The following is a 21,926-nucleotide window of genomic DNA, read 5'->3' as shown; positions in this document are numbered from 1 at the left end:
ATTGAAAACGCGCGCGGGCCGGTCACGCGACCGTGGACGGCTCGCCGCGCAGAAGCGCCTCTCGCGGCGCGCGGCGTGCGAGCGCGTTTTCGAGAAAGTCGGACAATGCGTCCCGATGCACGGGCTTGCTCCAATTCGCCTCGAGATCCTCGAGCAGATGACAGGTGTCGACGCATTCGCCTTCCCGATAGAAGCGAATGACCGGATGCAGAAACACGCTCGCATCGGCGTCGAAGGAACGCTCGATGCGGAAGGGATCGACGACGACGGCCTGTCCATATTCCAGCGACGCGACGAGATAGGCGCAAAACCGCTCGTCGCCGAAGGCGCGCGCATAGCCCATCGGCATTTCCGAATAATGAGCGACATGATCGCCGTCGAAGCCGAAGACATCGGTCATATAGCCGGGCTGCTGCCAGAGGGCGGAGGAGCGATTGACTCTTTCGATGATCGCCTGCGTCAGCGCGGCCGCCTCCGCCGCGCGCCGCGCCATCGGCCAGGGCTCGCCGTGCCGCTTCGCGGCGAGAATTCTGGCGAGCGCCCTGGAATTGTAGCGAAAGCCGTGAATGAAGCCGGAGGTCGCTTTGCGATAATCCAGCGAATGCGTGATGGTGCCGACGAAATGCATGTCAGGCTGATTGGTGGACGCATAGTCCCAGCCGATCGACGGATATTTGCCGCAAGGCGTCAAAGCCGGCCGGGCGGAGGCGTCGAAGGGCTCCGGATCGAAGCGAAATCCGGTGCAATGGACGATCCGGTCATATTCGATCTCTTCTTCCTCATCCTCGGCGTGCGCGTAATGCAGCTTCACGACGAGCGCGTCGCCGTCGCGGCGTATGCCGAGGATCGTCGCGTCGAGAATCGCGTTCTGCGATTTCAGATGATAGGTGTCGAGGATCGAATTGTTGATCGCGCGCAAATGGCCGACGTAATGGGTCTTCCACGCCATCTCGATCGACTCGGGGCTGGCGAGATGGATCAGCGCCGCCTCGCCGACGAGATCGTCGGCCGTCTCGAAAGCGGAATTCCCCTTGCCGATGATGAGAACGCGCTTATTCGCGAATTGGCTGCGATCGATTGCCGCGTCGGCGTAGCAATCGGCGAGCTCTATGCCGGGAATAGCGGGAATATAGGGTCGCGATAGCCCTGTCGCGACGATGAGGCAGCGGCAGCGATAGTCATTACCGCCGGCGTCATGGAGATGATAGCCGTCGTCGCGCCGCTCGATGCGCTCGATCGACGTTCCCGTTGCGACGGCGAGGCCATTGACCGAAACGAAATCGTTCAGATAGCGGATGAGATTTTCGGCGCGCGGAAAATAGCGCTCGTCATAGTCGCGGAAGAGAAGCGCGTTCTCCTCGCTCAGCAGCGAGTTCCAATCATGGCGCAGATTGACTTCCGGATCGTCCGAGCCGGTATGGCGCTTGTTGATCGATATGAGCTGCCGATGGCGCGGAAAGGTCTCGAAAAACGCGCCGGCGCGCGCCCCGCGCTCGAGAATGACGTAGTCGCGTCCGGCGCGCTCGAAGAAATAGCCGAGCTGAACGCCGCCGGGTCCGCCGCCGAGAATGATATAGTCGTGATCGTATCGCATGAGCGCCCCCAGACCAGAGCATCGACCGATGAGCGCGCGCCTTCGCTTCGCTGCGACGAGGACCCGCGCTTCGAGAGAAAAAAGCCACGAATAGAAGCACGACGTCGGTTTCGCGTTCCGGGCGCTGAAATCGCCGGTCGAGCGAGAGATCGAAGCGCGCTTCCGATCGTCGGCGCGCCGTTGAAAAAGTCTCCTCGACAATAGACGTCCAATGGAGTCGATCGCCGCCAAGAACGCCGCCGAGAAATCGAAATCGACGCTCTGCGCGATGTGATCGCACGACGCGCGCGAGCCAAGCCTTCGCCCCCAAGGCCTTCGCCCACAAGTCTTCGCCCCCAGGCCTTTCGCCCCAAGGCCTTTCGCGCCGGCCTCCGGCAAGGCTCACGGCCAAAGCGTCCGTCCCGGCGCGGCCGGCGACCCGGGGCCGCAGCCGCGCCCCCTACCCAAACCGGCTCCGCTCCACTATAGCTGGCTGCGACCTGACAGACCGACATCCGGGGATATGAACGCCATGTCGCACGACTCCACTCCGCATTTCCACAATCAGCCGGGCGTCGCCAAGATCAAGGTCGGCTCCAAGGAGTTCATGTGCGTCGGCGCGCTGCCGCCCTTCGACCACCCGCATGTCTTTATCGACATGGGCTCGGCCGACGAGGCCGTCTGCCCCTATTGCTCGACGCATTATGTCTTCGACGCCGACCTCGGCCATGGCGCGGCCGATCCGGCCGAATGCGTCTATCATTCCGAGACCGTCCTCGACCCGACCGCCTGACGCCGCGCGTATGGGCGCCCCCTTCGTCGTCGTCGGCGCCGGCATAGGCGGGCTCGCCGCGGCCATCGCGCTGGCGCGGGCCGGCAAGCGGACGCTCGTCCTCGAGCGCGCCGAGCGAATCGAGGAGGTCGGGGCCGGACTGCAGATTTCGCCCAACGCCGGCCGCATCCTGCAGGATTTCGGCATGCGCCCGGCGCTGGACGCCGTCGCTCTCGAGCCCCGCGCCCTGAACATTCGCCGCGCCGCCGACGGCGCGGTTCTGGCGCGCCTGCCGCTCGCTGCGGCGCGCGACCGCTGGGGCGCGCCCTTCCGGGTCTTCCATCGCGCCGATCTGCAAAAGGCGCTGCTCGACGAGGCGCTGCGCCTCGGCGTCGAGGCACGCATCGCCGCGCGCTGCGACGGCTTCGCGCAGGACGAGAGCGGCGTGCGGCTGACTGTGGGCGAGGAGACGCTGGACGCCGAGGCGCTGATCGGCGCCGACGGGCTGCGCTCGACGATTCGCGACGCGCTCGGCCTGCTCGCGGCGGACGCGCCCAGCCCCGTGCGGCTCACGGCCTGGCGGACGCTGATCCCGATCGACGCCGCGCCCGCCGCCCTGCGCGAGCGGGAGACGCATATCTGGTTCGGGCCGGGCGGCCATATCGTCCATTATCCGCTGCGCGACGCGACCATCGTCAGCGCCGTCGCCATTCTCGAGGATCGCGCCGATCGCGGCCCCGCCGGCGATATCCGCACGGGGGCGGAGCTGGTCCACGCCATGGGTTTCCGACGCTGGAGCCGCGATCTGCGGGATCTCCTCGAGGCCGGCGGCGCCTGGCGGCGCTGGCCGCTCTACGCCCGGCCGGAGCTGGCGCGCTGGGGCCGCGGCCGCGTGGCGCTGCTCGGCGACGCCGCGCATCCCATGGTTCCCTTTCTCGCCCAGGGCGCGGCCCAGGCGATCGAGGACGCCGCCGCGCTCGGCCGCGCCTTCGCGGATGGACGCGCGGAGGTCGAAGCCGCGCTCGACGCCTATCAGGCCGGACGGATCGAGCGGGCGATCCGCATTCAGCGCGCCTCGCGGCGCCAGGGCGCCAATTGCCATTACGCCGGGCCGATGGCCGCGCTGCGCGACATCGCCGTGCGACTCATGGGCGGCGAGGGCGTTCTCTCCCGCAACGCCTGGATCTATCGCTGATCGTTCGAGCCGACGACCACTTTCTCGATACGCGGATCGGGCACGAACCACAGGATCGCGACCGCCACATAGAGCCCCAACGCCAGCAACGGCGAGACGAGATAGCTCGCCGCTATGGCGCAGAGATACACGACGATCGACGCCCGGCCCTTCACATCGCGGCCGACCGCGCCGGCGAGCGTCGACGCCGGGCCGGCTAACCGCAAGATCGCCACGGTCAGCAGATAATAGGCGATCGCCGGCATGAGCAGCGCGACGCCGTAGAGAATGGTCGGCGCGCTGGCGAAATCATTGTCGGCCATCCAGGCGGTGGCGAAGGGAATGAGCGACAGCCAGAACAAGAGATGCATGTTCGCCCAGAGCACGCGCCCATCCACCCGCGTGACGGCATAGAGCAGATGATGGTGATTGTTCCAATAGATGGCCAAATAGACGAAGCTCAGCGCATAGCTGGCGAAAGTCGGCGCGAGAGGCGCGAGCGCCGACCATTGCGCGCTGTGCGGCGCTTTCAGCTCGAGCACCATTATGGTGACGATGATCGCGACGACCCCGTCGCTGAACGCCGCGAGCCTGTCTTTCTCCATCGCTTCGCTCCGATCGCGCCGGTTTCCGGGAGTGGACGCATAGCGGCGAAAAAGAGGCCGCGTCTCCACGGACTTGGCAGCTTTGTCCGCAGGCTGATAGTAATAATGACCAATTGGTTACGCTGCAACGAGGGTTCGCCTATGCCTCTCGCCCGCGCCGCGATGATCGGCCTTCTCGCCTGCGCCGGCCTTGCCGCCGCAGGGTCTTTCGCGCGCGCCGAAAATGCGCCCGCACATGCCGAAGATGCGCCCTTGCGCGCCGGAGATGCGCCCGCGCCAGAGGCGCCTGCGCCGACGCCTGTCCCGACATTCGCCGCGGCGGAGGAGGGTTGGATCGTGACGATCGGCGCGATGGGCGCCCTCGCCCCGAGCTTTCCGGGCTCCGGCACGCTGCGTCCCTACCCGTTTCCGTCGATCAGCTTCCGGCGCATCGGAGCGCCCGAGCTGTTCTCGACGCCCGACGACGGATTCGGCTTCGCCATCATCGACTCCAACGGCTTTCGCGCCGGCCCGGTGGCCAATTTCGTGTTCAAGCGCGGCCAGCGCGATGGGCTCAATGGCATTCACAGCATCGAGCTCACTCACGAGATCGGCGGCTTCGCCGAATATCAGAGCGAGCATTTCCGCACGCGCGCGGAGCTGCGACAAGGCATTGACGGTCACAAGGGCTTCGTCGCCTCGCTGGGCGCGGATCTCTATGGCGGCGACGGCCGCGCGACTCTGTCCTTCGGACCGCGCCTCAGCCTCGGCGACAATCGATACGCCAACGCCTATTTCTCGGTCTCGCCGATCGAGGCGCTGGTCAATGGGCGCATCGCGCCCTATGAGGCGAATGGCGGATTCACCGCGGCCGGCGGCCTCGCCACGTTTCGCTACGACTTCAGCAAGGACACCAACGCCACTTTCTACGGCGGCTTGCAGCGGCTGACGGGCAGCGTCGGCGCGAGCCCGATTCCCAATGAGATCGGCTCGCGCAATCAGTTCACCGCCGGCCTGTCGATCGCGCGCTCCTTCGAGATCCGCGGATTCGCCTGGTGAATGTCCGCCAGCATGCGCGGCGCTTCTTGACTCTCGCTACGATGAGTGCAAGTCTCATCCACCATGGCCGATAGATTACGCTCGATCTTCTTCCGGCGACTTGCGCTGGGGCTCTATACGCTGACAATCATTGTCGGCGCGCTGGGCTTCGCGTCGCATCGCGGCCATGGCGGGGCGGGCGTCAGCATCTTCGAGGATCGCGCCGCTTTCTGCCAGGATTTTCAAAAGGCCCATAGCACGCCGAAGACGCCTTTCGTCGTCTGCTGCGACGCATGTGTCTCCAGCGCGCCGCCGACCCTCCCGACGGCCATCACGCATATTATTTATCGTTTCGAGATTTCGACCCGTTTCCATTTCGCCTCTCGCCTCGGACGGGACCTCGATGAGAGCCCGGACAATCTCCGCTCGAGAGCGCCGCCCGCCTTCGTCTGATCCGTCGATGCGGCCCCTCCTGGGCGCGCCATGCGCCAGGCTTGTTCTCTCCCGATCTGCTTTTCTCGAAATGCCCCGCGCATAGCGCGCGCATGACGAGCCGAGCGCCGGAACCAAGCACAGGAACTAGGAACCACGAATTGTCGCCGTCCTCTCTCGAGAGCCGCGACAATTCGAGAGGACTTCCGCGAGCGCTCGTCGGTCCGTGATGGCGGACCCCGTACCATCGTCACCCGTGTCTCGACCTCGACGCGCCTTTCCCCGAGGCGTGAATCTCCCCCCGATGCGAGGCGGGTCATGGCGACGAAATGCGGTTCTGGACTGGCGACGCTCGCGGAATCTGTCGACCGACTTGAAAGGCGGAGATCGGACTCCCTCCGACGAGCTCCGCCTCGACAGCGAGCGCCGTGCTGCCCACTCAGGGTCATTGCCGCCTCGCTCGTCTCGTCGGCCGCCACTGCGCGGCGCTCCCTCTTCCCCGGAGGGAGCGCCGCCCTTGGCCGATCCCTATGCCCCCAGCCCCATGCAAATCGGCGCGCGGTCAGGCCGTCGGCCCTCGATCGGCGGCCACCTCCTGCGCGATCGCGCCGAAGATCGAATGGCCCTGCGCGTCGCGCATCTCGATGCGAATGCGGTCTCCCGACTTCAAAAACGGCGTTCGCGGCGCGCCGCCGATGAGACTCTCCACCACGCGCTGCTCGGCGAGACAGGAGTAGCCCTCCCCGCCTTCGGCGATCGGCCGGCCGGGCCCGCCGTCCGCGGCGCGATTCGACACGGTGCCGGAGCCGATGATCGAGCCCGCCGCCAGCGCGCGGGTGCGCGCCGCATGAGCGATCAGCCGGCCGAAATCGAAGGTCATGTCGACGCCGGCGTTCGGCCGGCCGAGCGGCGCGTCATTGACGAAGGAGAGCAGCGGCAGAGCGAGCGTCGCGCCATCCCATGCGGCGCCGAGCTCGTCCGGCGTCACCGCGACCGGCGAAAAGGCCGAGGCCGGCTTCGACTGAAAAAAGCCGAAACCCTTGGCGAGCTCGCTCGCCGTGAGGCCGCGCAAGGTCACGTCATTGACCAGCATGACGAGCGCGATGCGCTCGCGCGCCGCCTCCGCCCCGATGCGCGAGGGAACGTCTTCGGTGACGACGGCGACCTCCGCCTCGAGATCGAGGCCGAATTTCTCATCGAGAAAAGGGATCGGATCGCGCGGGCCCAAAAATCCGTCCGAGCCGCCCTGATAGATCAGCGGATCGCTCCAGAAGGAGGCCGGCATTTCGGCGCCGCGCGCCTTTCTGACCAGCGCGACGTGATTCACATAGGCGGAGCCGTCGGCCCATTGATAGGCGCGCGGCAGCGGCGCGGCGCAATCATGCTCGCGAAAGCGGAAGGAGGGGAGCAGTCCCGCCTCCAGCCGCCCGGCGAGCGCGGCGAGGCGCGGCGCCGCGCGCGGCCAAGCGTCCAGCGCCGCCTGCAGCGTCGGCGCGATTTCCGTCGCCTCGGTCGCGCGCGTCAAATCCCGCGAGACGACGACGAGCCGCCCATCGCGCCCCTGCTTCAAAGAAGCGAGCTTCATGTCCTCTCCTCACGGCGCGCCGTCGAAGCGGCGGCCGAGCCCCGCCCAGCAATCGGCATAGTCCTGCTGCAATGTCTCGAGCGTCGCGGCGTAGCGCGTGAGATGCTGCGGCAGCCGCGTCTCCAGCATGAAGGCGAGCCCGCCCTCGAGCTTCTGCGGTTTCAGCGCCTCGGCCGTCGCCTGCGCGAAGCTCTGCGCATCGGGCCCATGCGGCGACATGCTGTTGTGCAGCGAGACGCCGCCCGGCAAAAAGCCCTCCGGCTTGGCGTCGTAGCGCCCGCAGACGAGCCCCATGAGCTCGCTCATCACATTCATATGGAACCAGGGCGGCCGGAACGTATGCTCGGCGACGAGCCAGCGATCTGGAAAGATCAGAAAATCGATATTCGCCGTCCCTTCGCGCTCCGACGGCGCCGTCAGCACGCAGAAGATCGACGGATCGGGATGGTCGAACAACAGCGCGCCGACCGGCGCGAAGCGCGCGAGATCATATTTGTAGGGCGCGTAATTGCCGTGCCAGGCGACGACGTCGAGCGGCGAATGATCGAGCCCGCAGATGAAGAATTTGCCGCCCCATTTCACCGTGAGCCGACACGGCCGCTCGGCGTCCTCGAAAGCGGCGACCGGCGTCTCGAAATCGCGGGCGTTGGCGAGGCAATTGGCGCCGATGGGCCCGCGGCTCGGCAGAGTGAAAGGCGCGCCGTAATTCTCGCAGAGATAGCCGCGCGCCGGGCCGTCGACGAGCTCGGCCTTGAATTTCACGCCACGCGGAATGACGCCGATCTCGCCGGGGGCCGCCTCCATCACGCCGAATTCCGTGACGAAGCGCAGCGCGCCCTGTTGCGGAACGAGCAGCAACTCGCCGTCGGCGTCGTAGAAATAATCGTCGGTCATCGAGCGCGTCGCGAAATAGAGCCCCGCCGCCATGCCGCTCTGCGCGTCGACGTCGCCCGCGCTCGTCATCACGCGCACGCCGGCGAGAAAGGTGAGCGGGCCCTCCGGCATGAGCGGCGGCCCCCAGCGATAGCGGCCGAACGGCAGATCATGCTCGTCGCGCGCCGGCGCGCTCTTCCACAAGGGGAGCGCGAGCCGCTCGAAGCGCCCGACATGACGCACGGAAGGACGAATGCGATAGAGCCAGCTGCGCGCATTGGCGCCGCGCGGCGCCGTGAAGGGCGAGCCCGACAATTGCTCCGCATAGAGCTTATACGGGCAATGCTGCGGCGAATTCTGCCCGACAGGCAGAGCGCCGGGCAGTGCCTCGCTGGCGAATTCATTGCCGAAGCCGGACAGATAGCGCAGAGTCATGGCTCGATCTCCGAATGGCGCGCGCTCCACCCTCCTCTTCAGGGGGAGGGTCGGCCGGCGATAGCCGGACGGGGTGGGGCGAGCGCGAGAGTCTTTGCCGCGTCACCCCCTCCCGCCCGCCTTTGGCGGTCGACCTCCCCCCTCGAGGGGGAGGTGGGCTCCACGCAGCGTCGAATCCACCCCTCACGCTCCCGCGCGCAGCACGCCGCGCTTCACCTGATCGTCCTCGATCGACTGGAACAGAGCGCGGAAATTTCCCTCGCCGAATCCCTCATCGCCCTTGCGCTGGATGAATTCGAAGAAGATCGGCCCGATCACCGTCTTCGAAAAAATCTGCAGCAGCAGCTTGTCGCCCTCGCCGTCGATCAATAGTCCGAGCGCGCGCAATTTTTCCAGCGGCTCGCCATGGACGGGAAGCCGCTCGGCGATGCGCGCGTAATAAGACTCCGGCGGCGCCGGCATGAATTGCAGCCCGCGCGCCCGCAAGGCCTCGACCGTGCGATAAATATCGTCGCAGGCGCAGGCGACGTGCTGAATGCCCTCTCCCTTATAGGCGACGAGATATTCCTCGATCTGACTCTTGTCGTCGACGCTCTCGTTGATCGGAATCCGTATCTTCCCGCAGGGGCTCGTCATCGCGCGCGAATGCAGGCCGGTGAGCTTCCCCTCTATGTCGAAATAGCGAATCTGCCGGAAGGAGAAGAAGCGCTCGTACCAGCCCGCCCATTCGTCCATATGGCCGCGAAACACATTATGCGTGAGATGATCGATCACGGTGAGGCCGACGCCCTCGGGGCGCGGATCGCGCGCGCCGGTCCAGCGGAAATCGACATCCCAGATGGAGCCGCGATCGCCATAGCGATCGACGAGATAGGCGAGCGCGCCGCCGACGCCGACGAGCGCCGGAATCTTCAATTCCATCGGCCCGATCCTGGTTTCCGCCGCGCTCGCGCCCAAGCCGAGCGCGCGCTCGAACGCGAGGCGCGCATCCGTCACGCGAAAGCCCATGGCGCAGGCGCAAGGCCCATGCGCGCGCGCGAAAGCGGCGGCGAAGCTGTCGGGCTCGGCGTTGAGCACGTAATTCACATCGCCCTGTCGATAGAGCGTCACATCCTTGGAGCGATGGCGCGCCACGGCGACGAAGCCCATTTCTTCGAGCAGCGCCGCGAGCTTCGCGGGCTCTGGATGCGCGAATTCGACGAATTCGAAACCATCCGTGCCCATCGGATTTTCCGGAGACGAGGACATTTCGACCTCCTTGCCATTCGCGCTCGCCTTCAACATATTGCGCGCGGCCGCCGATTGAAGGGCCCGCGGGCGGCCGGGAGGCAGCCGCGCGTGAAGCTCTATGATTATTTTCGCTCCTCGGCCGCCTATCGCGTGCGCATAGCGATCGCGCTCAAGGGATTGGCGATAGAGCGCATTCCCGTCCATCTCGCCCGCGGCGAGCAGCGCCTGCCGGCCTATCTCGCGAAAAATCCGCAAGGCCTCGCGCCCGCGCTGGAGCTCGACGACGGGACCATCCTCGCGCAATCGCTGGCGATCATCGATTATCTCGACGCTCTGGCGCCGCAGCCGCGGCTGACGCCCGAAGATCCTCTGCTCGCGGCCAAGGTGCGCGGCGTCGCGCTGGCCATCGCCTGCGACATTCATCCGCTCAACAATCGCCGCGTGCTCGACTATTTGCGCGAGCGGCTCGGACAGGACGATTCCGGCGTCGACGAATGGGTCCATCATTGGGCGCTGAAAGGCGGGCTGGAGGCGGTGGAGCGGCTGATCGAGCCCGGGCCCTTCTGCTTCGGCGCGCAGCCGACGCTCGCCGATGTCTGTCTCGTGCCGCAGCTCTTCGCCGCTCGGCGTTTCTCGACGCCGCTCGAAGCGCTGCCGAAGATTCGCGCCGTGGAGGCGCATTGCCTCGCTCATCCCGCCTTCGCCGCGGCCGAGCCGTCGCGACAGGCCGACGCCGAATGACCATCGCGGCCCGCGTCAGCGTCCGGCGGCCCGCAGCCCCGCTATGCAGCGCGCGAGATTGACGCGCGCGGTGGCGTCCCATGCCGCGCGCGTCTCCGCGCGACGAAACACCGGCGCATCGCCTCTCGCGAGCCCTTCCAGCATCTTGGCCTGATTGGCGGCGAATTCGGCCTCCTCGACGCCGACCGACTCGGAGCGAATCTTCTGCGTATTCGCCGCGAAGATATCCCAAGGCGCGGCGAGCGGGCTCAAATCGAGATCGACGAACAGATCGAGATCGTCGGAAAAGCCTGGATAAAGCTCGCAGCTCGCGCGCGCGCCGACATGATCGGCCGTCGCCATGACGAGCTCCTCGACCGCCTTCGCCTCGTTTCCGTCGAGCAGCGTATGGCGATGGAAAGCGGCGACGCTGTCGCGCACATTCTGCCGGTCGAGACGCGTCTTTCCGTCCGGATCGCGCGCGAGATGGACGGCGTCGTGCCAGAAGATCGCCGCCGCGATCAGATCCGGCCGCGTCGCCAGCCTGTCAAAATGCTCGAGGCCGGCCAGCAGCTCGTCGATATGCGCCCAGCTGTGATAGGCGCGATGCGGCTGACGATAGGCCGCGTCGAGCGCCCGATAGGCGCCCGGCTCATGCGCCGGCTCGATCCGCCGCCAATAGCGCAGCCTGCGCGCTTCATTTGCGCCTTCCATCGTCGCGCCCGTCATTTGCTGTCCATCTTCCAAACGGGCTCGCCTCCCGCCATGGAGGGCGGAGCCGCCTCGAAAGCCGCGAATCGCTGTTCCATAGCCATATAGCAACCACTCCAATCCGGCTCGACGGTCGCGCTCAGCCTCGCCGCCGCGGCGCGGGCGCGGGTAAAATCCCCTTCGGCATGATAACGCATCATCGTCACATGATCGTCACGCCAGGCGGCGAAAGCCTCGCTCGCCGCGAAGCGCGCATCTCCGGCGAGCGCGAAAATACGCGTCGGCGTCGAGCGTCCGACGACGAGCGCCGCGCCGAGATCGAGCCAGGCGAATTCAGCGGCGACGTCCCGCAAATCGCCCGAGACGAGAATATCCACGCGAAACCATTTACACAGTCCTTCGAGCCGCGATGTGAGATTCACCACATCGCCGAGGATCGAATAGTCGAAGCGCCGCGCCGATCCCATATTGCCGACGCTGCACGGTCCGAGATTGATGCCTATGCCCATCGCCGCTCGGCGGTAGGCGCGGTCCTCGCGCGCCGCGACGGCCGCGCGCTCGGCGTTGAAGCGCAGGAGCGCGGCGCGCATGGCGAGCGCGGCGCCGACGGCCTTGCGCGGATGGTCGGCGATATCGAGCGGCGCATTCCAGAAGGCGACGATGGCGTCGCCGATATATTTGTCGACCGTGCCCTCGCGGTCGAGAATGGCGTCGGTCATGGGCGTCAGATAGGCGTTCATGAAATGTGTGAGCTCCTGCGCGCTCAGCCCCTCCGAGATGGAGGAGAAATCGCGCAGATCGGAGAACAGCACGGTGAGCTCGCGCGTCTCGCCGCCGAGCACCAGCCGCTCGGGATGCTCGACGAGGCCTTCGACGACGGCGGGCGCGATGAATTTGCCGAAGGCCATATGCACATGGCGTCGCGCGGCTTGATCTTGACGCCACAGCGCCACCGCGCCGACGCCATAGGCGAGCGCGATCGAGAGGCTGGGGAAAGCGGCGTCGACCAGCAGGCCGGCGCGATCGAAAGCGAGAAACGACGCGGCGAATAGCGCGACGATCGCGCCGATCGCGGCGAGCGCCGAGAACAAGGGCGCGACCATCGGCAGCAGCGCGGCGATGATGACGAAAGCCGCGCCGGCGGCGATGAGCTCGAGGCCGTTCGCCCAATCGGGCCGCGACAGCAGCGCGCCGGACAGCAGCGATTCGAGAATTTGCGCATGGATCTCGACGCCGGGAACCGTCGGCTGCAACGGCGTCGCGCGAATATCGCCGAGGCCGACCGCCGTGGTGCCGATGAAGAGGATGCGCCCCTCGATCGCCTCGCGCGGCGCGCGCCCCTGCAGCATCGCCGCCGCCGAGAGCACCCGCTGCGCCGCCTCGGCGCCATAGCGCGGACGAATATCGGCCCCGGCGCCGACGGCGATCTCGAATGCGCCCACCTTGACCGCATTGACGCCGGTCTGGCGTCCGAAGGCGGTCTCGCCGCTGGCGTTGGAGGAGCGGATGACGATCGTCGAGGCGCCCTGCGCGACGCGCAGCGCCTCCAGCGCCAGGGAGGGCGTGACGCCGCCGGGACCCATGGCGAGCAGCGGAATGCGGCGCACGACGCCGTCGCGATCGGGCGCCCAATTGGTCGCGCCGAGGCCGCGCGCGGCCTCCGCCAGCGTATCGATCGGCGCGACGACGCCGGGAAAGCTCGCGAGGAATTCGACCGGATCGTCGCCGGCGATGGCGACGCCCGTCTTTTGCGGGGGCGCGCGCCGCGCGCCGGCGCCCGAGAGCGTGAGGCCGAGCGCGACCGGCGCCGCCGCGACCGATTGCGCGAGCAGCCGATCATTGGGAATGGCGTGGGCCACGGCGGCGGCGATCTCCGTCTTGGCCGGGCCGTCGGGCAATTGCCGCACGAAATGATCGAGGCTGGTCTGATCCTCTTCGGCGAAGATGATATCGAAGGCGATCGCCGCCGCGCCCGCCTCCGTGAGCTTGTCGACAAGCTCGGCGAGCCGCGTGCGCGGCCATGGCCATTGGCCGAAGACCGCGAGGCTCTCCTCGTCGACCGCCACCACCCGCACCGGAAGGCCGGGATCATAAGGCCGCGGCGCGAGGCGCTGAAACGAATCGAAGACGAAATTGCGCAGATCGTCGAGCGCCGGCGGCTGCAGCCGTCCGATCGCGAGCACGGCCAGAGCCGCGGCGGCCGTCGCGAGGAGATAGGCCGGCCTGCGTCGCCGCGAGCGCTTCAATCACGCCTCCCCTGCGCGGAGCGCCAGCGATGGCGCGGGAATAAAAGAGAAAGTTTCGTCAAAAGGCCCGTTCACGCTGACTCGAAACGCAGCTCGCCGCAAGCCGAGCCGCAGCGCGACGCCGGATAGGCCGCCGACGGTCGCCGATCGGTCGCATCGCTCGATCGGCTTCGCTCCTGGCCCGCGAGTCGCGCGAGGCTGGACATGGCGCTCGACGCGCGTCGCGCCGCGAGGCGCTCGACGACGCCGAGCGCGGCTTCGATCGCGATCCCGTCCGGCGCCGCCGCCCGGAAGCGCGGCGCGCCCCGCGGCACGGACAGGAAGCGGCGCAGCACCAGCAGCAGCTCGGCGGCGAGGCGCGTCGCGCCGATATCGAGCGCCCGCCGCATGTCGGAGACGATGAGGTCGCGCACGAAATCCGCGCCGCGGTCGCAGAGCATCAGATAGCTCTCATAGAGGGATTGATGAAAGGGCGACGGAATCGCGCCGGGGATCATCTCGTGCGGCCCGAGCCCGCAGAGCTCGGCGCAACGGGACAGGGGGATCAGAGCAAAGGACATAGCGGGCTCGTCTGGCGGACTCGTCTAGCGGGGATGGACGCCCGCGTCGAGCGAGCATCGCCACTCTAGGCGGCGCCTCGCCGCCTCTCTGTGCGCGACCGCACAGAGCGACAGTCAGCCGGCCTGCTCGAGGCAGGCCGTCAGCCGCTGCTCCAATTGCGAGGGCCGCAGCAGCACCAGGCCGCCCCTGATCTTCTCGGCGAGACCCTCGTGGATCATGGCCTGCACCTCCCGATTGACCTGCTCGCGGCGGCAGCCGATGCGCGCGGCGAGATCATGCTGCAGCGGCGGCGGCGAGATGATCGCCTGGCCGTCATGCCCCTTGCGCGGCAGAGAGAGGCGCAACAGCTCGGCGTAGAGCCGATGGCGCAGATCGAGCACCGAACGCTCGAACAGCCGCGCATTGAGGTCGCGAATGCGCTTCGTCAACAGCCGCAGCACTTTCTCGCAGGCCGCCGGCTGCGAGAAAAGCACGGTCTTGAATACGCTCGCCGGCATGATGCAGAGCTCGGATTTCGTCAGAGCGGTGACATTGGCCGAACGCTCGGCGCCGTCGATCGCCGCCATCTCCCCGAAAATCTGCCCGGGGTGGAGGTCGCAGAGAATGACCTCCTTGCCCGCCGGCGTGCGGATGAGCACCCGCAAATCGCCGGACACGATGAAATAGACATCGGTCGAGCGATCGTCATAGTCGACGACGAGCTCGCGCTCGTCGAAGCGCCGCCAAATGCATTTGCGGGCGACGCGCTCCGCCTCGGCGGCCTCTAGCCCCTCGAAATAAGCAATTCGCAACAAAGAGTTCGACACTTTATCGTCCCGCCCATAGCCTCAATTTCAGTTTGACAATTAATTTGCCGCGCGTCGAGAGGAAAGCGCTCGACGTTCCATTCAACGTTCATGGACATGGTTTCCAGGCGCCGCGCAGAGCGGCGCGAACCCGCGCGAGGCCGCCCCCATGGCCGGCGGCGCGACGCGCTCCGCCGAGCCATGGGCGGCGAGCCATTCGGTCCACAACGGCCACCAGGAGCCCTGCTCGCGCCGCGCCGCGGCGAGCCATTTGTCGGCCGAGACATAATGATCGCCGGCCCGGCGCAGGCCGACATGATAGGAGCGGCCGCCATGCCCCGGCTCCGAGACCACCCCGGCATTGTGGCCGCCGGTGGTGAGCGCGAAGGTCAGCTCATTGTCGGTGAAGAGATGGACTTTGTAAACGGAGCGCCAGGGCGCGATATGATCGGTCTCCGTGCCGACGACGAACATGGGCGCGGAAATATCCTTCAGCGCCACCACCTCCCCGTCCACGGCGTAGCGGCCGGCCGTCAGCCGATTCTCGAGGAACAGCCCGCGCAAATATTGCGAATGCATGCGATAGGGCATCCGCGTCTGATCGGCGCTCCAGGCCATGAGATCATTGGGTTTCTGGCGTTCGCCGAGCAGATATTCGCGCACCGCCTTGGACCAGACCAGCTCGTTGGAGCGCAGCGCCGCGAAGGCCCCGGCCATCTGGCGCGTGTCGAGCACGCCCTGGTCCCACATCATGTCCTCGAGAAAGGCGACCTGCGCGGCGTCGACGAACAGCATCAGCTCGCCGGGCTCGCTGAAATCGGTCTGCGCCGCCAGCAGAGTGAGGCTGGCGAGGCGATCGTCGTGATCGCGCGCCATTGCGGCGGCGGCGATCGAGAGCAGCGTGCCGCCGAGACAATAGCCGCAGGCGTGGACCTTGCGGCCCGGCAGCACGGCGTCGATCGCCGCGAGCGACGCGACCACGCCGGAGACGCGATAATCGTCGAAGGAGAGATCGCGGTCGTCGGGCGTCGGATTGCGCCAGGAGATCATGAAGACGGTGAAGCCCTGCGAGACCAGATAGCGCACCAGCGAATTCTGCGGCCGCAGATCGAGCACGTAAAATTTCATGATCCAGGCCGGCGCGATCAGGATCGGCTCGGCGAAGACGTTCTCCGTCGTCGGCCCGTATTGGATGAGCTCGATCAGCTCGTTGCGGAAGATCACCTCGCCCGGCGTCGCCGCCACATCGACGCCGACGCGAAAGCCGTTGCCGCCATTGGGCGTGTCGAGCAGAGCGCGCGCGACATCCTCGAGGAAATTCTCGGCGCCGCGCAGGAGATTGGCGCCGCCTTCCTTGGCCGTGCGGTCGATGACGGTCGGATTGAGCCAGAAGGCGTTGGAGGGCGAAAACAGCGCCAGCCATTGCTGCGCCATGAAGGCGACGCGGGCGGCGTCATTGGGCGTCATGCCGCGCGTCTCGCGCGTCGCCTGCCGCCACCAATGCTCGGTCGCGAGAAAACCCTGTTTCCAAAAGGCGAAAGGCGGCGCGTCCCAGGCGGGGTCGTCGAAGCGCTTGTCGAAAGGCGCGGGCGCGAAGGGCCCCGCAACGACCTCGCCCTTCGCCACATGCATGGCGAAATGCGCATAGCGGGCCGCGTCCTGCATGGCGGCGAGCGACAATTCGATCTGCCGTCCGGGCGCGCGGGAGAGATGCGTCGCCCAATCGAGCCAGGCCGACATTTGGGCGAGCGGCGAGACGCCATGCGTGATGCGCGCCGTGAAGGCGCGGGCGGCGCGATCCAGCGTGTCGAAGGACGGGATTTCCCCGCCGAGGTCGAGATCGCGCGGCCTGTCCTCGACGCTCACGGGCGGCGGCGTCACGGTCGAGACGAGATTCATGCGGTCGCTCCTCTTGCGCGCAGGCCCATTTCGACCCAGCTTATGTCGACCCCGCTTCATGAAACGCGCGTGACGGCGCAGAAATCGTGGCTCGAGGAGACGACGATGCAGCGCGCAGCTTATGTTTCGGCGAAGGACTTCGTCGACAGGGTGATGGTCGCCGGCCGCTTCGAAGTCTACACGAGCGAGCTGGCGACGCGCTATGCGCGATCTGCCGCGGTCAAGCGCTTCGCGCAGCAAATGATCGCCGAGAGCCGCCGAACCGAGGAAGAATTCGCCACGACGCTGGAAAAGGCCGCGATCGAGCCGCCCATAGACGCGCTGGACGTGGCCTGCAGCGCGAAATATTTTTCGCTGCCGGTCTTCGGCCGAACGGATGATTTCGACGATTCTTACGTGTTGCAGCAGGTCGAGGTCCATGAGGACGCGGTTTCGCTGTTCAGCGACTATGCCGCGCGCGGGCAGGCGCCGGAGCTCCAGGCCTTTGCGGCGCGCTTGCTGCCGCGCCTGGAAGCGCGGCTGCGGATGGCCCGGGAGCTGACGACGCGGCGGTGAAGGGCGTGGCGCGTTATTCGTTAACGGATGTCTTCCGCTCGAAATCACGACCGCCATAGAAAACGCCTTCGATCGAGACAAGGTCCCCATCGATGACAAAAGCGATGGTGACACGGCGCTCGAATCCGATGGTCCGCAAGCCGGGCAAGAGGTCGTCGCGCTTTCGCCCCCGCTCCGGGAAAGTGGAAAAACCGAGGCAATAGGAGACGATCCGCTCGACGAATGCGTCCGCGATCCTTTCGCCGGCCCGCTGCGAGATCCAGGCGTGGAGATCGTCGACCTCCCGTTCCGCCGCCGGCGTGAAGACGACCGTCGCCATGCTAGACTTATCGCCGGCCAGCGCGTCGCGCCTTTATCCGTGAGAGCAGCTCTCGGGCGGGCGCGCCCTTGGAGGGGTCCGCGAGAAATTCGGCATGGCCGGCGACGACGACCTCGCGGAGCCATGTCTCGAGCGATGCGTCGCGGTCCAGCAACGCCCGGACGCCATCGCTCAGCAACTCGCTCTCCGAGGCATATTCGCCGAGGCGCAGCTTGGCTTCCACCGCCTCGGCCATATCGAGCGGCAGGGTGACGCTGAATTGCTGCTTGGTAGACATGGACCGGCTCCCCGAGGCCTGAGAGCTTATCAGAAGGATGCGGCCGAGCCTATCGCGCCCGGACCTGCCGCCGGCGCCCGCAGCTCATGGACGCTGAACAGCGCCTCCGCATCGGTCCAGACGCGGCCGGGAGCCCAGCCCGCGCCGCTCGCCGCCGCGCGAAACTCGTCCACGGCGTATTTGTAGCAATCCTCGGTATGGATCGCCTCGCCGCGCGAGAAGGCGAAGTCGCGCCCACCAATCGTCGCGGTCTGGCGGCGGCGGCTGACGAGCCGCATTTCGACGCGCCCCTCGCGCTCGTCATAGATCGCCTGATGGCCGAAGCCCGAAAGATCGAAACCGCCGCCGAGCTCGCGATTTATGCGCGCCAGCAGGTTGAGGTTGAACGCCGCCGTCACGCCATGCGCGTCATTATAGGCGGCGATGAAACGCGAGGGCTCCTTCTTCAGATCGACGCCGACGATGAGCCGTCCGCCCGGCCCGAGCAGGATGCGCATGGCGAGCAGCAGGCCGCGCGCCTCGTCCGGCGCGAAATTGCCGATCGTCGAGCCCGGGAAGAAGCCGATGCGGCGTCGGCCGGCGAGATCCTCCGGCAGAGCGACCGGCTGCGAGAAATCGGCGACGATCGGGGTGACGCGCAAATGCGGGAAGCGCGCCGAGAGACGCACGCGCGCCTTCTCCAGCGCGCTGCCGCAGACGTCGATCGGCGCATAGAGGGCGAGCCGCGGCGCGCGCTCGAGCAGGATTTCCGTCTTGCGGCTCGAGCCCGAGCCGAATTCGACGAGCGCGACGTCCTCGCCCGCGCCGTCGAGCATCTCCTCGCCGAGCATCTCCTCGCCGTGCGCGCTCAGAATATCCGTCTCGGCGCGCGTCGGGTAATAATCCGGCAGGCGCGTGATCTCATCGAACAGATCGCTGCCGACGGCGTCGTAGAGATAGAGGCAGGACAGGCGCTTTTCGGACCGCGACAGACCGTCGAGCACATCCTCGGCGAAGCCATGGCCTCTCGGCGCGAAAGGCCAGGCGAAATCGATCTCATTCGTCATCGGCTCACATCCCTGGCGAGGCGCAGGCCGGCGAGCAGCCAGCGCTGGCGCGCATAGAGAAAGTTGCGATAGCTGGCGCGAATATGGCTCTGCGGCGTCACGCAGCAGCCGCCGCGCAGCACATGCTGGTCGCACATGAATTTGGCGTTGTATTCGCCGAGCCCGCCCGCCGGACGGCGGTAGCCCGGATAGGGAAGATGGGCGCTTCCGGTCCACTCCCACACATCGCCGAAGAGCTGGCGCGCATGGCCTTGAAAGCGCTCCGCCGGCGCCATGGGGCGCAGCGCGCCGCCGTCGAGCAGATTGCCCGCGACCGGCTCCTCGCTCGCCACGGCCTCCCATTCGAATTCCGTGGGCAGGCGCGCGCCGGCCCAGCGGGCGAAGGCGTCGGCCTCGTAGAAGCTCACATGAACCACCGGCGCGGCGGGCTCCAGCGGCCGCAAGCCTTCGAGCGTCATGGCGAGAAAGGATTCGCCGCGCCGTTCCCAATAGGCCGGCGCCCGCCAGCCCTCGCGCTGGACCGCGGCCCAGCCGTCGAAGAGCCAAAGCGAGGGATCGTCATAGCCGCCGTCATCGATGAATTCGAGCCATTCGGCGTTGGCGATCGGCCGATCGGCGATCTCGAAAGAATGGATCAGCGCATCATGGCGCGGCGTCTCATTGTCGAAGCAGAAGCCCTCGCCGCTGTCGCGGCCGATGCGGACGATCCCGCCGGCGTAGCCGATCCAGCGCAGCGGCTCGGGAGCGCCGCCGAGGCTGCGCAGCGGCGCGGCGCGATAGGCCGGCCGCTGCGGATCGGCGGCGAATAGCGCGAGAATATCGGCGAGGATCAGCTCTTGATGCTGCTGCTCGTGCTGCACGCCGAGCTCGATCAGAATCGCGGCCTCGCTCTGCGGCGCGAGGCCGCGATCGAAGAGCCGCTGCAGACCCGTCTCCACATGGCGGCGATAGGCGAGCACGCGCTCGAGCGGCGGCCGGCTCAGCAGCCCCCGCTTGGGCCGCGGCTGCCGCGCGCCGGCGAATTCGTAATAGGAGTTGAAGCAATAGCCGAATGCGGGGTCGAACAGCTCATAAGCGGGCAGAAAGCGCGCCAGCACGAAAGTCTCGAAGAACCAGCTGGTATGGGCGAGATGCCATTTGGTCGGGCTCGCCTCCTCGATCGCCTGCGCCGTCATATCCTCGGCGCCGAGCGGCTCGGTGAGCGCCAGCGTGCGCTCGCGCGCCGCCGCCAGGCGGGCGCGCAATGTCTCCATGGGCGGCTCGCCATGCGGCGGCGTTGCGAAAACCGGTCGCGCCATCGGCCGTGTCGCCATCGGCTTCGTCCTCGCGAGGGTTCGCGCCTCGGTCGGCGCTGTCGATGATCCGGCCATATAGGCCGCGCCGACGCGCCGGCAATCCGGCGCAATCGCCATCGCGAGCGGCGAGCGGCGCCACGCGTGATGATGGCGCGTGCGTCCTCGCACAGAAGCGGGCGGCGGCTACACGTAACCTCCTCTCACGCTCGAACGAAGACAGAGCGTGACGCCAGGGAGAAAACCATGTCGATCGAAATCATCCGCCGCGCCGTAGACGCAAAGGGCAATCTGCCGGTCGACGCCGCGAGCCTCGCCGCCGACGCCGATCTCTACGCCGCCGGGCTCTCGCCCTTTTGCGCCATTCAGGTGATGCTGCGGCTGGAGGCCGAGCTCGACGTCGAATTTCCGAAGTCCATGCTCAACCGCCGCAGCATGGCGACGATGGCGACGATCGGCGCGCTTCTCGCGGCGCTGGAGCAGTCGCAGAGCCGTCCGCGCGCGGCCTGATTATTTGACGACGACGCGGGCGCCTTTGGCGACGCGCTGGTAGAGATCGATCACATCCGCATTCAACATGCGGATGCAGCCGGAGGAGACGGCGCGGCCGATGCTCTCCGGCTCGTTGGTTCCGTGAATGCGGAACAAAGTGTCCTTTTGCCCCTGGAACAGATAGAGCGCCCGCGCGCCGAGCGGATTTTTCAGCCCGCCATCCATATGCTCGGGCAGATCGGGGCGGCGCTCCAGCATTTCCGGCGGCGGCGTCCAGCCCGGCCAGAAGGCTTTGCGGCCGATCTTCGCCTCGCCCTTCCAGGCGAAGCCCGTGCGGCCGACGCCGATCGCATATTCGACCGCCCGCCCATCCTCCAGCGAGAGATAGAGACGCCGCGCGCGCGTGTCGATCGTCAATGTGCCGGCGTCTCGGGCGGTCGGGTCGGCGACGAGGCGGCGCCGCGTCTGGCGCATGTCGACATCGTCGTCATAGTCGATCGGCGTCGAATAATCGGGATCGGCGTCGGGCGGCAGAGCGGCGAGGCGCTCCCTCTCGCGATTGTCCTTCGCGCGAGCGCGCGGCGGATCGCGACGCTCCTCGTCGAAAGGCCAATTGGCGCGGGCGCGCTGGCGGCGCGGCGGCTGCCGCTCGCCGTCCGGATCGCCGGCCGCGCCATTCTGCGCGCCATAGGTCGAATCCGGCCAGTAATAATATTGGGCGACCGCCGCGCCCGCATCGGCGAGCAGAGCGGCGAAGCCGAGGACGAGACCCAGACGCAGCGACATGACGATTTCCGATCGATCCAAACGCGTCTTTTGTCGAAGACGAACAAGGCGAAAAACAGAACGAGGCGGCTTTGCGGGCGCATTCGGGCACTATCGCATTCGGGCGACTATGGCATATGGAGCGGCGGCGCGGGCGTGACAGACGGCGCGCGCGTCTTCCGCCGATTTTATGCGAGCGGAGGCGGCAAAGCCACGCTTGCGCCATCGGGCGCTTGCCGCCGAAGGGGACGCCGGTTCGGCGTTGGAAGCGCGTCAAAACAACAGCTGAGCTTTGCGCAGACGAGCATTGCGCAGAAATGAAAAAGCCCGGCGTTTCGCCGGGCTTCGCTTCGTTCAGACCGGATGCGGCTCCAGGCCGCCCGTGTCCGGCTCGGGCGCCGGGAGCGCGGCGCCGGTCGAAGGCACGGGCGACGGGCGCGCCGGCGGCGCCGCGGGCGGCACGTCCTCGCGCACCGGGCGCTTGCCCTGCAGCAGGCCGATCAGCTCCTCGCCGGTCAGCGTCTCGAACTCCAGCAGGCCATTGGCCAGCACGTCGAGATCG

General features: G+C 67.1%; 22 protein-coding genes and 1 pseudogene. 7 read left to right on the top strand and 16 right to left on the bottom strand.

Translation table 11 applies throughout. The annotated features are described in order from the left end of the window. Positions 1-22 precede the first annotated feature (22 nt). A complete protein-coding gene (locus tag VIF40_RS12455; RefSeq protein ID WP_331937831.1) occupies positions 23-1,594 on the bottom strand; it encodes an NAD(P)-binding domain-containing protein in 1,572 nt (523 codons plus the stop codon). A gap of 511 nt (positions 1,595-2,105) precedes the next feature. Between VIF40_RS12455 and VIF40_RS12450 the strand changes: the two genes are divergently transcribed. Both VIF40_RS12450 and VIF40_RS12445 read left to right on the top strand, forming a co-directional pair. Continuing rightward, positions 2,106-2,366, top strand: a complete 261-nt coding sequence (locus tag VIF40_RS12450) for a zinc-finger domain-containing protein (RefSeq protein ID WP_331937830.1) — start codon at positions 2,106-2,108, stop codon at positions 2,364-2,366. A gap of 10 nt (positions 2,367-2,376) precedes the next feature. Continuing rightward, complete coding sequence (locus VIF40_RS12445; protein ID WP_331937829.1) at positions 2,377-3,540, top strand: FAD-dependent monooxygenase; 1,164 nt, start codon at positions 2,377-2,379, stop codon at positions 3,538-3,540. On the opposite strand, the gene VIF40_RS12440 is transcribed toward VIF40_RS12445, so the two are convergent. Further along, a complete protein-coding gene (locus VIF40_RS12440) occupies positions 3,531-4,124 on the bottom strand; it encodes a TMEM175 family protein (RefSeq protein WP_331937828.1) in 594 nt (197 codons plus the stop codon). The genes VIF40_RS12445 and VIF40_RS12440 overlap by 10 nt on opposite strands. Before the next feature lie 141 nt (positions 4,125-4,265). On the opposite strand from VIF40_RS12440, the gene VIF40_RS12435 reads away from it, so the two are divergent. Then, positions 4,266-5,162: a MipA/OmpV family protein gene (locus tag VIF40_RS12435; protein WP_331937827.1), complete on the top strand. Its 897-nt coding sequence runs from the start codon at positions 4,266-4,268 to the stop codon at positions 5,160-5,162. A 45-nt stretch (positions 5,163-5,207) separates the two neighbouring features. After that, positions 5,208-5,594 carry a hypothetical protein gene (locus tag VIF40_RS12430; protein WP_331937826.1) on the top strand — a complete coding sequence of 129 codons (387 nt, stop codon included), beginning with the start codon at positions 5,208-5,210 and terminating at the stop codon, positions 5,592-5,594. Positions 5,595-6,135: 541 nt separating this feature from the next. Here VIF40_RS12430 and VIF40_RS12425 read toward each other — a convergent pair. The 3 genes from VIF40_RS12425 to hppD form a co-directional block, all read right to left on the bottom strand. Next, positions 6,136-7,158 (bottom strand): fumarylacetoacetate hydrolase family protein, encoded by a 1,023-nt coding sequence (locus tag VIF40_RS12425; protein ID WP_331937825.1) that lies wholly within the window; start codon positions 7,156-7,158, stop codon positions 6,136-6,138. Between the two features lie 9 nt (positions 7,159-7,167). Then, positions 7,168-8,466: a homogentisate 1,2-dioxygenase gene (gene hmgA / locus VIF40_RS12420; protein ID WP_331937824.1), complete on the bottom strand. Its 1,299-nt coding sequence runs from the start codon at positions 8,464-8,466 to the stop codon at positions 7,168-7,170. Positions 8,467-8,649: 183 nt separating this feature from the next. Then, a complete protein-coding gene (gene hppD / locus VIF40_RS12415) occupies positions 8,650-9,714 on the bottom strand; it encodes a 4-hydroxyphenylpyruvate dioxygenase (RefSeq protein WP_331937823.1) in 1,065 nt (354 codons plus the stop codon). Between the two features lie 90 nt (positions 9,715-9,804). Here hppD and maiA point away from each other — a divergent pair, with 90 nt between their 5' ends. Then, positions 9,805-10,437 (top strand): maleylacetoacetate isomerase, encoded by a 633-nt coding sequence (maiA, locus tag VIF40_RS12410; protein WP_331937822.1) that lies wholly within the window; start codon positions 9,805-9,807, stop codon positions 10,435-10,437. Positions 10,438-10,452: 15 nt separating this feature from the next. Here the strand turns inward: maiA and VIF40_RS12405 are convergent, their stop codons facing one another. From VIF40_RS12405 to VIF40_RS12385, 5 genes are all read right to left on the bottom strand, one after another. Further along, positions 10,453-11,145, bottom strand: coding sequence for a hypothetical protein (locus VIF40_RS12405; RefSeq protein ID WP_331937821.1), 693 nt, complete (start codon positions 11,143-11,145; stop codon positions 10,453-10,455). After that, on the bottom strand, positions 11,142-13,373 hold the full coding sequence (locus tag VIF40_RS12400; protein WP_331937820.1) for an adenylate/guanylate cyclase domain-containing protein: 2,232 nt from the start codon (positions 13,371-13,373) through the stop codon (positions 11,142-11,144). The genes VIF40_RS12405 and VIF40_RS12400 overlap by 4 nt, the downstream gene beginning before the upstream one ends. A gap of 71 nt (positions 13,374-13,444) precedes the next feature. Further along, positions 13,445-13,933, bottom strand: coding sequence for a hypothetical protein (locus VIF40_RS12395; RefSeq protein WP_331937819.1), 489 nt, complete (start codon positions 13,931-13,933; stop codon positions 13,445-13,447). Between the two features lie 114 nt (positions 13,934-14,047). Further along, a complete protein-coding gene (locus VIF40_RS12390; protein ID WP_414684798.1) occupies positions 14,048-14,740 on the bottom strand; it encodes a Crp/Fnr family transcriptional regulator in 693 nt (230 codons plus the stop codon). A gap of 81 nt (positions 14,741-14,821) precedes the next feature. Next, on the bottom strand, positions 14,822-16,618 hold the full coding sequence (locus VIF40_RS12385; RefSeq protein ID WP_331937818.1) for a PHA/PHB synthase family protein: 1,797 nt from the start codon (positions 16,616-16,618) through the stop codon (positions 14,822-14,824). Between the two features lie 42 nt (positions 16,619-16,660). Between VIF40_RS12385 and VIF40_RS12380 the strand changes: the two genes are divergently transcribed. Next, positions 16,661-17,173 carry a DUF4142 domain-containing protein gene (locus VIF40_RS12380; RefSeq protein WP_331937817.1) on the top strand — a complete coding sequence of 171 codons (513 nt, stop codon included), beginning with the start codon at positions 16,661-16,663 and terminating at the stop codon, positions 17,171-17,173. A 13-nt stretch (positions 17,174-17,186) separates the two neighbouring features. Here VIF40_RS12380 and VIF40_RS12375 read toward each other — a convergent pair whose 3' ends face one another. The 4 genes from VIF40_RS12375 to egtB are packed head-to-tail and all read right to left on the bottom strand — an operon-like array spanning position 17,187 to position 20,128. After that, entirely contained in the window at positions 17,187-17,492 is a 306-nt protein-coding gene (locus tag VIF40_RS12375; RefSeq protein ID WP_331937816.1) for a type II toxin-antitoxin system RelE/ParE family toxin, read from the bottom strand. Positions 17,493-17,499: 7 nt separating this feature from the next. After that, entirely contained in the window at positions 17,500-17,769 is a 270-nt protein-coding gene (locus tag VIF40_RS12370; RefSeq protein ID WP_331937815.1) for a type II toxin-antitoxin system ParD family antitoxin, read from the bottom strand. 29 nt (positions 17,770-17,798) lie between these two features. After that, entirely contained in the window at positions 17,799-18,815 is a 1,017-nt protein-coding gene (egtD, locus tag VIF40_RS12365) for an L-histidine N(alpha)-methyltransferase (protein WP_331937814.1), read from the bottom strand. Further along, entirely contained in the window at positions 18,812-20,128 is a 1,317-nt protein-coding gene (gene egtB / locus VIF40_RS12360; protein WP_331937813.1) for an ergothioneine biosynthesis protein EgtB, read from the bottom strand. Before egtB ends, egtD begins: the two co-directional genes overlap by 4 nt. Before the next feature lie 225 nt (positions 20,129-20,353). Here egtB and VIF40_RS12355 point away from each other — a divergent pair, with 225 nt between their 5' ends. Then, a complete protein-coding gene (locus tag VIF40_RS12355) occupies positions 20,354-20,617 on the top strand; it encodes a phosphopantetheine-binding protein (RefSeq protein WP_331937812.1) in 264 nt (87 codons plus the stop codon). Here VIF40_RS12355 and VIF40_RS12350 read toward each other — a convergent pair whose 3' ends face one another. Both VIF40_RS12350 and VIF40_RS12345 read right to left on the bottom strand, forming a co-directional pair. Beyond that, complete coding sequence (locus tag VIF40_RS12350) at positions 20,618-21,385, bottom strand: L,D-transpeptidase (protein WP_331937811.1); 768 nt, start codon at positions 21,383-21,385, stop codon at positions 20,618-20,620. 333 nt (positions 21,386-21,718) lie between these two features. Next, positions 21,719-21,926, bottom strand: a pseudogene (locus VIF40_RS12345) (cell division protein FtsH); the annotation flags it as partial.

The organism is Methylosinus sp. (assembly GCF_036560965.1).
GTDB lineage: Bacteria > Pseudomonadota > Alphaproteobacteria > Rhizobiales > Beijerinckiaceae > Methylosinus.
Note: the sequence above shows the minus strand (reverse complement) of the source record. Positions and strands in the feature narration are given on the sequence as shown.

What these genes read in the sequence shown, in the direction of transcription:
- egtB (WP_331937813.1), bottom strand. Translation starts at nt 20,128, where the DNA reads ATGGCGACACGGCCGATGGCGCGACCGGTTTTCGCAACGCCGCCGCAT.
- VIF40_RS12445 (WP_331937829.1), top strand. Translation starts at nt 2,377, where the DNA reads ATGGGCGCCCCCTTCGTCGTCGTCGGCGCCGGCATAGGCGGGCTCGCC.
- VIF40_RS12425 (WP_331937825.1), bottom strand. Translation starts at nt 7,158, where the DNA reads ATGAAGCTCGCTTCTTTGAAGCAGGGGCGCGATGGGCGGCTCGTCGTC.
- VIF40_RS12375 (WP_331937816.1), bottom strand. Translation starts at nt 17,492, where the DNA reads ATGGCGACGGTCGTCTTCACGCCGGCGGCGGAACGGGAGGTCGACGAT.
- VIF40_RS12435 (WP_331937827.1), top strand. Translation starts at nt 4,266, where the DNA reads ATGCCTCTCGCCCGCGCCGCGATGATCGGCCTTCTCGCCTGCGCCGGC.
- VIF40_RS12350 (WP_331937811.1), bottom strand. Translation starts at nt 21,385, where the DNA reads ATGTCGCTGCGTCTGGGTCTCGTCCTCGGCTTCGCCGCTCTGCTCGCC.
- hppD (WP_331937823.1), bottom strand. Translation starts at nt 9,714, where the DNA reads ATGTCCTCGTCTCCGGAAAATCCGATGGGCACGGATGGTTTCGAATTC.
- VIF40_RS12450 (WP_331937830.1), top strand. Translation starts at nt 2,106, where the DNA reads ATGTCGCACGACTCCACTCCGCATTTCCACAATCAGCCGGGCGTCGCC.
- VIF40_RS12440 (WP_331937828.1), bottom strand. Translation starts at nt 4,124, where the DNA reads ATGGAGAAAGACAGGCTCGCGGCGTTCAGCGACGGGGTCGTCGCGATC.
- egtD (WP_331937814.1), bottom strand. Translation starts at nt 18,815, where the DNA reads ATGACGAATGAGATCGATTTCGCCTGGCCTTTCGCGCCGAGAGGCCAT.
- VIF40_RS12380 (WP_331937817.1), top strand. Translation starts at nt 16,661, where the DNA reads ATGTCGACCCCGCTTCATGAAACGCGCGTGACGGCGCAGAAATCGTGG.
- VIF40_RS12455 (WP_331937831.1), bottom strand. Translation starts at nt 1,594, where the DNA reads ATGCGATACGATCACGACTATATCATTCTCGGCGGCGGACCCGGCGGC.
- VIF40_RS12385 (WP_331937818.1), bottom strand. Translation starts at nt 16,618, where the DNA reads ATGAATCTCGTCTCGACCGTGACGCCGCCGCCCGTGAGCGTCGAGGAC.
- hmgA (WP_331937824.1), bottom strand. Translation starts at nt 8,466, where the DNA reads ATGACTCTGCGCTATCTGTCCGGCTTCGGCAATGAATTCGCCAGCGAG.
- VIF40_RS12370 (WP_331937815.1), bottom strand. Translation starts at nt 17,769, where the DNA reads ATGTCTACCAAGCAGCAATTCAGCGTCACCCTGCCGCTCGATATGGCC.
- VIF40_RS12405 (WP_331937821.1), bottom strand. Translation starts at nt 11,145, where the DNA reads ATGACGGGCGCGACGATGGAAGGCGCAAATGAAGCGCGCAGGCTGCGC.
- VIF40_RS12395 (WP_331937819.1), bottom strand. Translation starts at nt 13,933, where the DNA reads ATGTCCTTTGCTCTGATCCCCCTGTCCCGTTGCGCCGAGCTCTGCGGG.
- VIF40_RS12355 (WP_331937812.1), top strand. Translation starts at nt 20,354, where the DNA reads ATGTCGATCGAAATCATCCGCCGCGCCGTAGACGCAAAGGGCAATCTG.